The following is a 13,423-nucleotide window of genomic DNA, read 5'->3' on the forward strand; positions in this document are numbered from 1 at the left end:
CGGGCTTCTTCACGGCGGCCGTCCGGTTTCACCGGGCGGTCGCTGTCTATCGTTGGGGCAGCATGCACACGCGAATGAGCCGCTGGTGGGACGGGATCTCCCTGCGCACCAAGATCACCGGGATCACGGTGCTCCTGGTCGCGCTCGGGCTGCTCGTCGCCGGGCTCGGCACGATGACCGTCCTCTCGACCTACCTGCTCACGCAGCTCGACGACACCGTGAAGCAGACGACGGAGCAGCTCGAGGGCCAGAACATCAGCGACGGCAAGCAGTACTGCGAGCTGTCGGTCGTGCTGTCGCAGCGCGCCTACGTCGCCGCGTACAACGCCGACGGCGATCAGATCTGCCAGACGAAGACCAGCAGCCGGCCGGACATCCGGATGCTCGACTTCGCGCAGGCCTCGCAGAGCACGCAGCGGTTCTCGCTCTACGACAGCGCACACGACCACGAGTGGCGCGCGCAGGTCATCCCCGCCGCCCTGCAGAACCGCTCCGACGGCACCACGGAGACCGGGTACGTGCTCGTCGCCGTGTCGAGCGCCGACAACGACCAGACGATCCTCCGGTTCACCGTCATCTTCCTGTTCTTCGGCATCTCGGTGATGCTGCTCGGCGCCATGCTGACCCGGCTCCTCGTGACGGCCACGTTCGACCCGTTGCGCGACGTCGAGGACACCGCTGCGCGCTTCGCCGCCGGGGACTTCAACCAGCGGCTCGAGGCAGACACCCCGAACACCGAGGTCGGGCGCCTCAACCGGTCCCTGAACGCCATGCTCGAGCGCATCGACACCGCGTTCGAGGACCGGGAGCGCACCATCGACCAGATGCGTCGGTTCGTGGGTGACGCCTCCCACGAGCTCCGGACGCCGCTCGTCTCGCTCCGCGGCTACGCCGAGCTCTACCGCATGGGTGCCCTCCGCAAGGAGGAAGACGTCGCCCAGGCCATGGAGCGCATCGAGAAGGAGGCCCAGCGCATGGGTCTCCTCGTGCAGGACCTGCTCCAGCTCGCCCGCATCGACGAGTCGAAGCCGCTCGAGCTCGGCCCGGTCGACCTCGTGTCGATCGCCCGCGACTCGGCGCTCGACACGATGGCGTCGAACCCCGACCGGGAGATCCAGGTGCTCGTCGAGGACAGCGTCACCGGCGAGAGCGTGCCGCAGGCCGTCCGTCCGGCGATGTCCGAGACGGGTGAGGTCCCGGCGTCGCCGACGTCGGCGTCCGCCAACACGACCGGACCGATCGCGTTCTCGCGTCAGACGATCGCCCGACTCCGTGCCCGCCGGAACCGTGCGATGAGCCTCGACGCCGCTCCGACCGACGAGACTACCCCGCTGCCGACGGTCGTCCTGCCGAAGCGCCCGCCGATCGTCCTCGCGGAGGAGAACAAGATCCGGCAGGTCGTCACGAACCTCATGGGCAACGCGATGCGGTTCACCCCGTCCGACGACCCCATCGAGATCGGCATCGGCGTCGACGAGGAGCGCGGCATGGCGAACATCGACGTCATCGACCACGGCGAGGGCATCCCGCCGCAGCTCCGCGACAAGATCTTCCAGCGGTTCTGGCGCGCCGACACCTCACGGGCGCGCGACACCGGCGGCTCCGGCCTGGGGCTGGCGATCGTGAGCGGCATCGTGCAGGCGCACCACGGGTCGGTCGAGGTGTTCGACACCGAGGGCGGCGGCGCGACCTTCCGGGTGTGGCTCCCCCTGCTCCCCCGCGACTGGACGCCCCCGGCCCCCGAGGCCGCGCCCGCCCCCTGACGCGTCCGCGGGCGCGTTCCGCCGCCGGCCGGTCCGGTTGGTCGCACAACGTGCCGCTAAACGCCGGCCGAGCCGACAGGTTCTGCGACCAGCTCGATCGGCCGACGGCAGGTCGTGCGACCGGGGCACCGCTCTCACGCGGCTCGCCGAACACGCTCTCGGACGACGAACGCCTGCCGAAGCCGTTCGAAGAGCACAGCCGGGCGCGATGCATCGGCGCGAGTGGCGTGGATGACGAGCCAGTCGTTGACCGCGAGGCCATTGTCCCGACGTTGGTCGTGCTCGAACGCTGCACGCTCCCGGTGATGGGCGCCGTCGTACTCGAGCGCGATCCGCCACTCCGGCCAGGCCATGTCGACCCGCGCGAGGAACACACCGCGCGCGTCGTACACCTCTACCTGGAGCTGGGGCTCCGGAAAGCCGGCATCGACGACCGCGAGCCGGAGCCACGTCTCCATGGCCGAGTCCGCGCCCACCCGCACGAGGTCGAGCACCTCCCGTGCCGCTGTGTTGCCGTGACTTCCCGGGCGAATCGCCGCGATGAGGTCGCCGACCGTCAGCAGTCCACCGGATCGGACGAAGTGGTCTGCGACCGCGACTGCCTGGTGCACCGTGAGGAGACCGACGCTCTCTCGCCAGGCCTGTGCGGGAGCGCTGACGCGGACACCGTCGCGGACCACTGTGTCGATCGGAGCCCGACGCCGGTGTCCCGTGACACCTCGTCGCCGCATCAGTGGACCGGTGCCGGCGGTCGACACGTGAACCGGCTCGTCCGCCGCCCGGCGAGGGAGCGGCGCACCCCACACCGCGAGTGCCGACGTGTGGCTCACGTGCTGGTCCGGACGCAGCACCAGACCGACCGCCCGGACCAGCGAGAGCGACGGGTCGGTCGTGCGGACACCGTGGGTGGGGCGGAGCAAGTCTCCTCGACGGAGTCGATCGGCGCCGACCCCGATCGCGTTGGCATCACGGACGAGGAAGCCCGCTCGGTCAAGCTCGGGCGAAAGCGTACGGGGGTGGGTCATGCCGGGAGTATTGCCTCGGGCTACGTCCGCTGGCTCCCTCGGGGCGCGAGCTGTGGAGAACTCGGCGAGCCGCGCCTCCCGTGCGGAACTCGGTGGTCGCGCAACGTGCCGTGCGCGGAGCGTCGTGGTCTCACGAACTGTCGCCTACCAGCGACGAAGCCGACACGTTTTGCGACCAACCGGCGGCACCCGCCCCCCACGCACGCCCCCCCCAGCACGCGGAAGGGCCCCGCACGCGCAGCGTGTGGGGCCCTTCCGGAAGCCGGGACTAGAAGTCCATGCCACCCGTGGGGTCGCCGGCCGGCATGGCCGGGGCCTTCTCGGGCTTGTCGGCGACGACGGCCTCGGTCGTGAGGAACAGACCGGCGATCGACGCAGCGTTCTGCAGCGCCGAGCGCGTGACCTTCGCCGGGTCGATGATGCCCGCGGCCACGAGGTCGACGTACTCACCGGTCGCGGCGTTGAGGCCGTGACCCGACTCGAGCTCGCGGACCTTGGCGGCCACGACACCCGGCTCGAGACCGGCGTTCAGCGCGATCTGCTTGAGCGGCGCGTCGATGGCGACCTTGACGATGTTCGCACCGGTCGCCTCGTCACCCTCGAGGGAGAGCGACTCGAGCGCGACGGACGCCTGGATGAGGGCGACGCCACCACCGGCGACGATGCCCTCCTCAACAGCAGCCTTCGCGTTGCGGACGGCGTCCTCGATGCGGTGCTTGCGCTCCTTGAGCTCGACCTCGGTCGCAGCACCGGCCTTGATGACGGCCACGCCACCGGCGAGCTTCGCGAGGCGCTCCTGGAGCTTCTCGCGGTCGTAGTCGGAGTCGGTCGCCTCGATCTCGGAGCGGATCTGACGGACGCGGCCCGCGATCTGCTCCTCGTCGCCGGCACCCTCGACGATGGTCGTCTCGTCCTTGGTGATGATGACCTTGCGGGCCTTGCCGAGCAGGTCGAGCGTCGCGTTCTCGAGCTTGAGGCCGACCTCTTCCGAGATGACCTGGCCGCCGGTGAGGATCGCGATGTCCTGCAGCATGGCCTTGCGACGGTCGCCGAAGCCCGGGGCCTTGACGGCGACGGACTTGAAGATGCCGCGGATCTTGTTCACGACGAGGGTCGCGAGGGCTTCGCCGTCGACGTCCTCGGCGATGATGAGGAGCTGCTTGCCCGCCTGGATCACCTTGTCGACGACCGGGAGCAGGTCCTTGATGTTCGAGATCTTCGAGTTGACGATGAGGATGTACGGGTCCTCGAAGACGGCCTCCTGGCGCTCCGGGTCCGTGACGAAGTACTGCGACAGGTAGCCCTTGTCGAAGCGCATGCCCTCGGTGAGCTCGAGCTCGGTGCCGAAGGTGTTCGACTCCTCGACGGTGACGACGCCTTCCTTGCCGACCTTGTCGATCGCCTCGGCGATGAGCTCACCGATGGTGGTGTCAGCGGCCGAGATCGACGCGGTCGCGGCGATCTGGTCCTTGGTCTCGATGTCCTTCGCGTTGGCGAGGAGCTGGTCGGAGACGGCGGCGACGGCCTTCTCGATGCCGCGCTTGAGCGACACGGGGTCGGCACCGGCGGCGACGTTGCGGAGGCCCTCGCGGACGAGCGCCTGGGCGAGCACGGTCGCGGTGGTCGTACCGTCACCGGCGACGTCGTCGGTCTTCTTCGCGACCTCCTTGACGAGCTCGGCGCCGATCTTCTCGTACGGGTCGTCGAGCTCGATCTCCTTGGCGATGGAGACACCGTCGTTCGTGATCGTGGGGGCGCCCCACTTCTTCTCGAGGACGACGTTGCGGCCGCGCGGGCCGAGCGTCACCTTCACGGCGTCGGCCAGGGTGTTCAGGCCGCGCTCGAGGCCGCGACGGGCCTCCTCGTCGAAAGCAATGATCTTAGCCATGTGAGTTTCTCGTCCCTCCCGGACGTCGTCATGGGGGTCGTGCTGGCACTCAGCGTGAGCGAGTGCCAACGCCGATTCTGGCACTCGACGGGTGCGAGTGCAACACAGCCGGGAGGCACGTGTCGACTTCCCAGGTCGGGTCCCGCTGCGAGCAACGCACACGCGACGCACGCGCACCGCACGCGCGCTGCACGCGCGGCACACGCTCCCGGTACGACGAACGCGCCGCCCCCGAGGGGACGGCGCGTTCCGGTGTGGTTCGGTGGCTCAGGCGGGGCGGACCGCCTCGGCCTGCGGGCCCTTCGAGCCGGTGCCGACGTCGAACGTGACCGCCTGCCCCTCCTCGAGGACCTTGTAGCCCGACATGTCGATGGCCGAGTAGTGCACGAAGACGTCCTGGCCACCCCCATCGACGGTGATGAAGCCGTAGCCCTTCTCGGCGTTGAACCACTTGACCGTTCCGTTGGCCATGATTGTTGCTCCCTGCGGTGGTGCTGCTGCGATCGACGGCGTCGTCGGTGCGACACCTCGCAGTGACTCTTGCGCACGGATGTCGATCCGACAAGAGGTGTGACGTCGTTTCACGTCCATTCCGTGCAATCGCAACGCGCCGGAAACACGTTCGTCACGAAAGCACACGGAATGCGTCCGGGAATGCCCGTCAACCGGTGTAGTCGGACCCCAGGACGACACTGACGTCAGCGTTCGGGAACGCCGTGGACTGCTGCACGGCCGTGGTGCCGAGCGACTTCGCGATGCCCTGCGCGACCGCCACGGCCTCGGCCGAGCGGTAGTACACGATCGTCTGCGTGGTCCCGGTCGTACCGGCGTCACCCGTCGAGGCGATCTTCCACCCCGCTCCGGTCAGTGCGGTGGTTGCCCGCCCGGCGAGTCCGGTCGTCGTGGTGCCGTTGAGCACGACGACGCTCGTGCTGCCCTGCTGCGCGGGGGTCGCGGCCGCCGCGCCCGACCCGGAGCCCGACGACGCGGACGGCGACGAGGACGGCGACGGCTTCGCGGTCGCGGAGGCCGTGGCCGAGGGCGTCGGGGACGCGGCGCTCCCGCCGGAGTCGTTGCCGTCGGAGAGGCCGGTGGTCGCCAGCCCGAGCCCGAGGACGCCGAGGCCGACGAGGACACCCGTGGCGAGGGCTGCCCACGCGAAGACGATCCAGCCGCGGCCCCGACGCTGGGGGCCGCGGTGCGCGCCGACGCGCGGGCCGTCGGTGGCGTCGTCGAACCGGTCTCGGGGGAATCTCTCGGTCATCGGTCCTCTTCGCGGGGTTCTGGTGCGGCTCCGGGGAGCGCGAAGCTGCGCCCCGCCCGCGCCGTGACGCGGGCGTGCCGGAGTCGTTGCAGCCGGGTGACGAGCTGCGGGTCGTACGCGAGCGCCGCCGGGGAGTCGATCACGCGGTCGAGCACCTGGTAGTACCGGGCGGGCGACATGTCGAACTCGACGCGGATCTCCGCCTCCTTCGTGCGGTCGTGCCGCGCCCGGTCGTGCTCGAACGCGAGCACGTGCAGGTCGAGCTCGCTGAGCGCGTCTGCGGGGGTGGTGGTCACGACGGTCCGATCACGAGGCGGTAGGGCACGGTCTCGCACATCGTAGGGGTGCCGCGTCGCCGGACCCTGGCACGCCGCTGGACTGTCGCGAAGCCGGTCACAGGTCCCGGAGCCACCGGATCCGGGTCCCGAACGCGTCGGACACGGCGACCGCGACCCCGTCCAGCGAGACGGTCGCGAAGGCGTCCGGGTCGCTCCGGTCGACGTCGGCCGGCAGGGTCGCCGCGACGCCCTCGAGGATGCCGGTCCGCTCGAGCGCGACCCAGCGCACGCCCCGCTCCGCGAGGCGGTCGACGACGCGCTGCCGGTCCGCGCCGGGCACGTACACGAGCGTCCCGGTCGTGAGGACGACCGGCTCGCAGCCGTCCGGCAGGTGGTCGAGTGCGCGGTCGAGGTCGCCGGGCAGGCTCCCCCGCAACCGGACGGGAGGCACGGCGAGCGCCGCGGACGCCGCCGCACGCATCAGGGCGGTCCGGTCCGTCGCCTCGGGCGGGACGGCCTCGACCAGCCGGTCGAAGGCGCCCGGCTCGCCGAGGTCGATCGGGTTCGGGTCGAGCGCCACCCGTGCCGCGACGGCGATCGGGCGAACCGCGGGAGCGGGTACGGCACCGCGGGCGTCGGCGACGAGGTGGAGCAGGGACCCCTCGGCGGTCGGGGTGTGCATCCGGACCCGTTCGCCCCCGCGGTCCACGACGGTGTAGTCGAGGGTCACGCGGTCCGGGATCGAGCAGAGCCCCGCCGCGGCTCCCGCATCGACGAGGCCGATCGGCTCCGACGAGCTCGCGGCGAGCGCCGCGAACAGCGGGACGACCGGCGCGAGCCGCCGTGGGTCGTTGGCCTGCACCGTGGCGGACGCCAGCCGCGCAGCCAGGGCGGGTCGTGCCTCCCGGGCGAGTGCGCGGAGCGCGTGGGGATCCGCCGGGTCCGCACCCATCCGCCGGGCGACCGCGAAGACCAGCTCGGGCTGTCGGCGCTGCTCCGGGACCGAGTCGAGGAGCGCGACGAGGTCGTCGTCGAGCGACCGTGCCCACGCGGCGTACGAGGGCGAGACCGCCTGGATGCGGTCGGCGTAGGCCGCGTAGCGGTCCCGGGTGGTCACGGGCGGTGCATCCCGACGTGGATGATGCCGGCCTCGACGTACGGGTCCCCGAAGCGGACGAAGCCGTGTTGCTCGTACAGCCCGGCGACGTACTCCTGGGCGTGCAGGACGAACGGCTCGTGCCCGTGCTGCGCGAGGACCGCGGCGACCAACCGCCCCGCGATGCCGTGCCCGCGGTGCCGGGGGTCGGTCGCGACCCGGCCGATCACCCACTCGGGCGGGGCCGAGCCCTCCGGGTGCGCCTCGTCGGGAGCGGGCCGGACGAGGCGCAGGTACCCGACGGCTTCGGCGTCCGTTCCGAACCACCAGTGCTCGGTGTCCGCGTGGCGGTCACGGCCGTCGAAGTCCTCGGCGGTGACCCGCTGCTCGAGGGCGAAGACGCGGTTCCGGAGCACCACGATGCCGTACAGTGCGTCCGTCGTCAGACGGTCCCAGCGGGCGCGGTGCACGGAATGTTCGGACATCGGCGCGAGTTTACTGAAGGTGGCCGTCCAGCAGCGGCCGAGGAGCAGGAGGAACCAATGGCATACAACGTCGACAAGTCCGACGCCCAGTGGCGCGAGGAGCTCTCCCCGGACCAGTACGCCGTCCTGCGTCAGGCCGGCACCGAGCGTCCGTGGACGGGCGAACTCCTGGACGAGGAGCGTGCCGGCGTCTACACGTGTGCGGCGTGCGGCGCGGAGCTGTTCAAGAGCGGGACGAAGTTCGACTCCGGCTGCGGCTGGCCGTCGTTCTACGAGTCGGTACGACCCGAGGCGGTGCAGCTCATCGAGGACAAGTCGCTCGGCATGGTCCGCACCGAGGTCCGTTGCGCGAACTGCGGCTCGCACCTCGGGCACGTGTTCCCGGACGGCTTCGGCACCCCGACGGGTGACCGCTACTGCATGAACTCGATCTCGCTGAACTTCTCGGCGACGGAGTGAGCGCGGACGCGTCCCGGTAGAGTGGGCGCGTCAGCCGGCATGGCGCAATTGGTAGCGCACCGTACTTGTAATACGGGGGTTGCGGGTTCGAGTCCCGCTGCCGGCCCTGAGACGGAGGCCCGGGCGACTTGATCGCCCGGGCCTCCGGCGTACGTGGAACACGGATCAGGGGGTGTTCCTCATCGCTCGACGCGGTAACCAGCCGGTCGTGAGACGAGGATGACACCGCACGGAAACGGAAGTCCACACATCGGTGTCGATTGCGCGGCTTTCCGCATGGACGTCGCAGCGGACGGTCAGCGGCCTCCCGTGATGTTGCGGTTGCGCTGCGCCACACCTGCGGTTCCGTACGGGTAGTCGTCGATGCGGGGAGCACTCGCCTCCGTGAGTGACCGCAGCTCGGCCTCGTCGAGCACGAGGTCCGCCGCGCCGAGGTTGTCCTCGAGCTGCGACACCGTGCGGGCGCCGAGGATGACGCTCGTCACGGCGGGCTGGGCGAGGAGCCAGGCGAGGGCGACCTGGGACTTCGAGGCCCCGTGCGCGTCGGCGACGGCGGACACCGCGTCGAGGACGGCCCAGGTGCGCTCGTCGGCGTTGCGGGCCTCCCACGCCTCCATGCCGCGCTGCGGGTTCTCGCCGAGACGGGTGGCACCGGTGGGGGCCTCGTCGCGCTGGTACTTCCCGGAGAGCCAACCGCCGGCGAGGGGCGACCAGGGCAGCAGGCCGATGCCGGCGTCGAGGCAGGCCGGGACGACCTCGTGCTCGATGTCGCGGACGAGGAGGTTGTACTGGGGCTGCAGCGTGACCGGCGGCGCCCAGCCGTGGCCCTTCGCCTCGTAGACCGCCTTGGTGATCTGGTACCCGAGGTAGTTGGAGAAGCCGTAGGAGACGATCTTGCCGGCCGAGACGGCGTCGTCGAGGAACCGCAGGGTCTCCTCGATCGGGGTGAGGGCGTCCCAGGCGTGCATCTGGTACAGGTCGATCGTCTCGACGCCGAGTCGCTCGAGCGAGGCGTCGAGCGCGCGGGACAGGTGGCGGCGGGAGAGCCCGACGTCGTTCGGCCCGTCACCCTGGGGGAAGCGCCCCTTGGTGGCGAGGACGACCTGCTGCGCCTCGGTCGGGTGCGCCTTGAGCCAGCGGCCGATGATCCGCTCGGACTCGTTGCCCGAGTACACGTCGGCGGTGTCGACGAGCGTGCCGCCGGCCGCGACGAACGTGTCGAGCATCTGGTGGGAGGTGGGTTCGTCGGCTTCGCTGCCGAACGTCATGGTGCCGAGGGTCAGCGTCGACACCGATGTCCCGCTGTTGCCGAGGAGTCTGTAGTCCATGGCCGGGACGGTACGCCGGGGCCACTCCGGCAGCGAGGACCTGCGAGTACCTGTCAGCGTGCGCTGGACAGGGCGACGGCGCCACCGTGCGGCCGCTCAGCCTGCAGGAACGCGATCGCGGCTTCCCTGAACGCGCGGGACGTCGGCGCGTTGAAGTGGTTCCGCCCCGGGATCTCGAAGAACGTCGCGTCCGGTGCCGCCGCCGCGAGCCGAACGGCGCTGTCCTTGATGCCGTCTTCGCTCCCCGCGGCCATGAGCAGCGGCTGCGCCGGCGCGTTCTCCGGCGTCGGTTCGATGCTGTCCCGCATCCCCTCCACCATCGCGACGAGTGCCCGGAGGTCGTTCCCCTCGACGTTCCCCGCCATCGTGAGGTACCCGTTCGTCACCCGGTCCTCGATCGGCGTGCCGTCCGCGAGGTACGCCTTCGCCTGGTCCACGGCGACCCGGCGCATCGGGTCGGCGTCCGGGATCCCGCCGAGGACGGCTCGTGACACCCGGTCGGGCAGCTGCTCCGCGGTGTGCCAACCGACGCGCGCGCCGAGCGAGTAGCCGAGGTACGCGACGTCGTCGAGCAGGTACGTGTCGATCACGCTGACGACGTCCGCCACGAGGAGCTCCATCGAGTACGCGGACGGCTCGTGCGGCTTCGCGGAGGCGCCGTGTCCGCGTTGGTCGATCGCGACGACCCGGTATCCGGCACGGAGCAGGTCGCGCGTCCACCCGGAGGCGTGCCAGTTGAGCAGGGCACCGGAGGCGAAGCCGTGCACCGCGACGACGACGGGTGCGTCCGGGTCGCCGAAGTCATAGGTCGCGATCGGGAGGCCGTCCGGGGACATCACGGCACGGGGTCGGGGCGCTTCGGGGACGAGTGACATGGCGACCCCAGGCTAGCGGGGCACTGTGGTCGCCATGGACGGGTACGGAGCGGACCAGATCCGGGCGGCGGAGCGGCCGCACCTCGACGCGGGCGAACCGCTGATGCAACGCGCGGCGGACGGACTCGCCGGGATCGTCGCGGACCTGCTCGACGACCCGGCCGTCCGGCCGGGCGACGGACCGGGTTCCGTCCTGCTGCTGGTGGGCAGCGGCGACAACGGCGGCGACGCCCTGTTCGCGGGTGCGCGGTTGGCGTCGGCCGGGAGGCACGTGGCGGTGCTGCGCGTCGGCTCACGCGTCCACGAGGCGGGCCTGGCAGCGGCGCTGGAGGCCGGGGCGCGCCTCCTGGACGGCCCTGCCGCCGCCGGGGCGGGCACGACGGACGCGGGGGCGGCCGACATCCTGCGGGCGGTGGTGCCGGACGAGGGCGACCGCCTCGCGGCGGTCGCCGCGGAGGCGGCGCTCGACGCCGACCTCGTGCTCGACGGGATCCTGGGCATCGGGGCGTCCGGCCCGCTGCGCTCCCCCGCCCGCGAGGTCGTCGATGCCCTGCGGGAGCTCGCCCGTGACCAGCGGGCACCCTTCGTGGTCGCCGTCGACGTGCCGAGCGGCATCGACGTCGACACGGGCGGCGTCGCGGACGACCACGTGCTGCACGCCGACGTCACGGTGACGTTCGGCGGGGTGAAGGCGGGGCTCCTCACGGGGCCGGCCGCGACGCTCGCCGGACGCATCGAACTCGTGGACGTCGGGATCGGTGCGGACCTCGCGACCGTGGAGCCGCTGGTCCGCACCTGAGCCCGCGGTGTCAGGAGCCGCCGGCGTCCACCCCGTGCTCGACGTCGGGGCGTGCCTCGACCCAGGTGTCGACGAAGTGGCGGTAGTTGGCCGCGATGAGTCGCTCGGCCGACTCGGGGTCGAGTCCCTGCTGCACGACGTCGTCGAGGGCGTCCTGCCAGTTGCTCCGCCCGATCGCGAACCCCACGAACCCGTCGACCGGTGCGGCGACCCGGAGCCAGTGGTCGAGCTGCTCCTCCGGGGCGTCCCGGCCGAGCACGATGCACTGCACGCCGTCACGGCCGCCCGCGCGCACAGCGGCGACGACGCGTTCGGCGTCCTCGGTGCGGTCGAGCCCCTCGAGCTTCCAGACGTCGGGCTCGACGCCGTGCTCCTGCAGGAACGCGACCACCTCGACCACGAGCCCGGGGCGGACGTCCCGGTCGTAGTCGTCCGCGGATGCCCGCTGTTCGTCGGTCCCCGGCACGAGGAGCTCGACCAGGAACGTCCGTCCGGCGTCGTGCAGCGCCCGGGAGACGTCGGCGAGACGTCCGGCCTGCGCCGTGCGGTCGTCCGCGTCGAAGGCGGGGTTGTCGCGGACGAGCACCTTGACGAAGTCGGGGTCGAACGCGTCGACGTGCGCCTGCCACTCGTCCCCGTACTCGAGCTCGAACCAGTCCCGACCGGACCGCTCGATCGGCATCGCGAGCCGGAGCCCGGCCTCGCGGACGAGCCGTGCGACGTCGGCGCCGTACCGTTCGTCCACGAGGACGCCGGTGCGCTCCCGCGACGCCCCTGCGGCGAGTGCGCTGAGCAGCCCACGGTAGACGAGCTGCTTGCCGGCACGGACGCGCTCGGCGTCGGCTTCGTCGGACGGCTCGCCGGATTCGTCGCCGTAGGTGTGCTCCAGGAGCGAGGACCGCTGGTCCATCGCGAGGAGGAAGAGGGGGTGCTGTTCGTCGAGATCGGCCATGCCGCCATGCTGCTCGCGGCCCCTCGGTGCCGGCTCAGCGGTGGCGGTACGGAACCGGCTCGGGCAGTCCGTGGTCCACGCGGATGCTGCGCGCGATGCCCTCGATCGCGACGAGCGTGTCGACCACCATCTCCGCCGTGACCGGGAACGGCATGTTGTGGATGGTCTCGCCGGCTTCCGTCGCGGCCTCGGCGACCGCGCGGAGCTCGTCGGTGTCGTCGATCGTGAGGCCGATCTCGGTGAGCGTGTTCGGCAGCCCGACCTTCGTGGTGAACACGACGAAGTCCTCGATCTCCTGCGCGGGAGCACCCTCGAGCACGAGCTGCGCCACGGTGCCGACGTTGACCTTCTGCCCGTGCGCGAGTCCGTGGGTCTGCGGGGCCGCCGTCAGCCCGTTGTGGATCGCGTGCGCGGCTGCGAGCCCGCCGGACTCGAAGCCGAGGCCGGAGAGGAGGGTGTTCGCCTCGACGACCTTCTCGAGCGCCGGGGTCACCACCTGTGCCCGGACGGCCTCGATGGCCTGCAGGGCGTTCTCGTGCAGCAGTCGCCAGCTCAGCTCGGCGAGCGCCACTCCCGTCTCGGTCTGGAGCCCGCCGGCCATCGTGTCCGCGTTCGCACGCTTCGCGGCGCGTGCCTCGACCCAGGTCGCGAGCGCGTCGCCGATGCCCGCGATCAGGAACTGCACCGGAGCGTGCGCGACCAGGTTCGTGTCGATGAGCACGAGGTCCGGGTTGTGCGGGAAGAAGCGGTACTCGAGGAACTCGCCCTCCTCGGAGTAGATGACGGCGAGGGCCGAGGTCGGGGCGTCGGTGCTCGCCGCGGTCGGGACGCTGACCCAGCGGATCTCGGTGAGGTGTCCGGCGGCCTTCGCGGCGTCGATCGCGCTCCCGCCACCGACCCCGACGACGACGTCGATGTCGTGCTCGCGGATGGCCTCGACGAGGACGTCGACCGCGGTCGGGGTGGCGAAACGACCGAACCCGACCCGCTCCACCGGCAGCCCGGCAGCGTCGAAGGCGGTGCGCACGGCGTCCTCGACGATGCCCCACACGACGTCGTCGGCGACGATGAGCGGACGCGATCCGATCGGCTCCACGAACTCGCCGATCCGGGTGATGGCGTCCTTGCCCTGCACGTAGCGCGCGGGGCTCATGACGGTGCTGACGGGGGTGGCCATGGTGCTGCGTCCTTCCTCGGTGCGGCACCCCGCG

At 71.4% G+C, this 13,423-nt stretch carries 14 protein-coding genes and 1 tRNA gene; 4 read left to right on the plus strand and 11 right to left on the minus strand.

What is annotated here, in order from left to right:
* The first annotated feature begins 62 nt into the window (after positions 1 to 62).
* Positions 63 to 1,763 carry a sensor histidine kinase gene (locus ABC270_RS17295; protein WP_412881946.1) on the plus strand — a complete coding sequence of 567 codons (1,701 nt, stop codon included), beginning with the start codon at positions 63 to 65 and terminating at the stop codon, positions 1,761 to 1,763.
* A 134-nt stretch (positions 1,764 to 1,897) separates the two neighbouring features.
* Here ABC270_RS17295 and ABC270_RS17300 read toward each other — a convergent pair whose 3' ends face one another.
* From ABC270_RS17300 to ABC270_RS17330, 7 genes are all read right to left on the minus strand, one after another.
* On the minus strand, positions 1,898 to 2,788 hold the full coding sequence (locus ABC270_RS17300) for a hypothetical protein (RefSeq protein ID WP_412881947.1): 891 nt from the start codon (positions 2,786 to 2,788) through the stop codon (positions 1,898 to 1,900).
* Positions 2,789 to 3,056: 268 nt separating this feature from the next.
* A complete protein-coding gene (groL, locus tag ABC270_RS17305; protein ID WP_412881948.1) occupies positions 3,057 to 4,676 on the minus strand; it encodes a chaperonin GroEL in 1,620 nt (539 codons plus the stop codon).
* A gap of 267 nt (positions 4,677 to 4,943) precedes the next feature.
* Positions 4,944 to 5,147: a cold-shock protein gene (locus ABC270_RS17310; protein ID WP_412881949.1), complete on the minus strand. Its 204-nt coding sequence runs from the start codon at positions 5,145 to 5,147 to the stop codon at positions 4,944 to 4,946.
* A gap of 190 nt (positions 5,148 to 5,337) precedes the next feature.
* Positions 5,338 to 5,940, minus strand: coding sequence for a LytR C-terminal domain-containing protein (locus ABC270_RS17315; protein ID WP_412881950.1), 603 nt, complete (start codon positions 5,938 to 5,940; stop codon positions 5,338 to 5,340).
* A complete protein-coding gene (locus ABC270_RS17320) occupies positions 5,937 to 6,236 on the minus strand; it encodes a DUF3263 domain-containing protein (RefSeq protein WP_290133731.1) in 300 nt (99 codons plus the stop codon). Before ABC270_RS17320 ends, ABC270_RS17315 begins: the two co-directional genes overlap by 4 nt.
* Before the next feature lie 97 nt (positions 6,237 to 6,333).
* Complete coding sequence (locus ABC270_RS17325; RefSeq protein ID WP_412881951.1) at positions 6,334 to 7,335, minus strand: DUF2332 family protein; 1,002 nt, start codon at positions 7,333 to 7,335, stop codon at positions 6,334 to 6,336.
* Entirely contained in the window at positions 7,332 to 7,799 is a 468-nt protein-coding gene (locus ABC270_RS17330; RefSeq protein ID WP_412881952.1) for a GNAT family N-acetyltransferase, read from the minus strand. Before ABC270_RS17330 ends, ABC270_RS17325 begins: the two co-directional genes overlap by 4 nt.
* Before the next feature lie 57 nt (positions 7,800 to 7,856).
* On the opposite strand from ABC270_RS17330, the gene msrB reads away from it, so the two are divergent.
* Positions 7,857 to 8,258: a peptide-methionine (R)-S-oxide reductase MsrB gene (gene msrB / locus ABC270_RS17335; RefSeq protein WP_412881953.1), complete on the plus strand. Its 402-nt coding sequence runs from the start codon at positions 7,857 to 7,859 to the stop codon at positions 8,256 to 8,258.
* Between the two features lie 33 nt (positions 8,259 to 8,291).
* Positions 8,292 to 8,364: transfer RNA gene (locus ABC270_RS17340), tRNA-Thr, on the plus strand.
* 190 nt (positions 8,365 to 8,554) lie between these two features.
* Here the strand turns inward: ABC270_RS17340 and ABC270_RS17345 are convergent.
* Together ABC270_RS17345 and ABC270_RS17350 are read right to left on the minus strand one after the other, a co-directional pair.
* Positions 8,555 to 9,586 (minus strand): aldo/keto reductase, encoded by a 1,032-nt coding sequence (locus ABC270_RS17345; protein WP_412881954.1) that lies wholly within the window; start codon positions 9,584 to 9,586, stop codon positions 8,555 to 8,557.
* Positions 9,587 to 9,639: 53 nt separating this feature from the next.
* Positions 9,640 to 10,461, minus strand: a complete 822-nt coding sequence (locus ABC270_RS17350; RefSeq protein ID WP_412881955.1) for an alpha/beta fold hydrolase — start codon at positions 10,459 to 10,461, stop codon at positions 9,640 to 9,642.
* A gap of 34 nt (positions 10,462 to 10,495) precedes the next feature.
* On the opposite strand from ABC270_RS17350, the gene ABC270_RS17355 reads away from it, so the two are divergent.
* Entirely contained in the window at positions 10,496 to 11,260 is a 765-nt protein-coding gene (locus ABC270_RS17355) for an NAD(P)H-hydrate epimerase (RefSeq protein ID WP_412881956.1), read from the plus strand.
* 10 nt (positions 11,261 to 11,270) lie between these two features.
* On the opposite strand, the gene ABC270_RS17360 is transcribed toward ABC270_RS17355, so the two are convergent.
* Together ABC270_RS17360 and ABC270_RS17365 are read right to left on the minus strand one after the other, a co-directional pair.
* On the minus strand, positions 11,271 to 12,212 hold the full coding sequence (locus tag ABC270_RS17360) for a 2-deoxy-5-keto-D-gluconate 6-phosphate aldolase domain-containing protein (RefSeq protein ID WP_412881957.1): 942 nt from the start codon (positions 12,210 to 12,212) through the stop codon (positions 11,271 to 11,273).
* A gap of 34 nt (positions 12,213 to 12,246) precedes the next feature.
* Entirely contained in the window at positions 12,247 to 13,389 is a 1,143-nt protein-coding gene (locus tag ABC270_RS17365; RefSeq protein ID WP_412881958.1) for a glycerol dehydrogenase, read from the minus strand.
* Positions 13,390 to 13,423: the final 34 nt, after the last annotated feature.

The organism is Curtobacterium phoenicis (genome assembly GCF_047238015.1).
Classification (GTDB): Bacteria; Actinomycetota; Actinomycetes; order Actinomycetales; family Microbacteriaceae; genus Curtobacterium.

What these genes read in the sequence shown, in the direction of transcription:
- ABC270_RS17295 (WP_412881946.1), top strand. Translation starts at nt 63, where the DNA reads ATGCACACGCGAATGAGCCGCTGGTGGGACGGGATCTCCCTGCGCACC.
- ABC270_RS17300 (WP_412881947.1), bottom strand. Translation starts at nt 2,788, where the DNA reads ATGACCCACCCCCGTACGCTTTCGCCCGAGCTTGACCGAGCGGGCTTC.
- groL (WP_412881948.1), bottom strand. Translation starts at nt 4,676, where the DNA reads ATGGCTAAGATCATTGCTTTCGACGAGGAGGCCCGTCGCGGCCTCGAG.
- ABC270_RS17310 (WP_412881949.1), bottom strand. Translation starts at nt 5,147, where the DNA reads ATGGCCAACGGAACGGTCAAGTGGTTCAACGCCGAGAAGGGCTACGGC.
- ABC270_RS17315 (WP_412881950.1), bottom strand. Translation starts at nt 5,940, where the DNA reads ATGACCGAGAGATTCCCCCGAGACCGGTTCGACGACGCCACCGACGGC.
- ABC270_RS17330 (WP_412881952.1), bottom strand. Translation starts at nt 7,799, where the DNA reads ATGTCCGAACATTCCGTGCACCGCGCCCGCTGGGACCGTCTGACGACG.
- msrB (WP_412881953.1), top strand. Translation starts at nt 7,857, where the DNA reads ATGGCATACAACGTCGACAAGTCCGACGCCCAGTGGCGCGAGGAGCTC.
- ABC270_RS17345 (WP_412881954.1), bottom strand. Translation starts at nt 9,586, where the DNA reads ATGGACTACAGACTCCTCGGCAACAGCGGGACATCGGTGTCGACGCTG.
- ABC270_RS17350 (WP_412881955.1), bottom strand. Translation starts at nt 10,461, where the DNA reads ATGTCACTCGTCCCCGAAGCGCCCCGACCCCGTGCCGTGATGTCCCCG.
- ABC270_RS17355 (WP_412881956.1), top strand. Translation starts at nt 10,496, where the DNA reads ATGGACGGGTACGGAGCGGACCAGATCCGGGCGGCGGAGCGGCCGCAC.
- ABC270_RS17360 (WP_412881957.1), bottom strand. Translation starts at nt 12,212, where the DNA reads ATGGCCGATCTCGACGAACAGCACCCCCTCTTCCTCCTCGCGATGGAC.
- ABC270_RS17365 (WP_412881958.1), bottom strand. Translation starts at nt 13,389, where the DNA reads ATGGCCACCCCCGTCAGCACCGTCATGAGCCCCGCGCGCTACGTGCAG.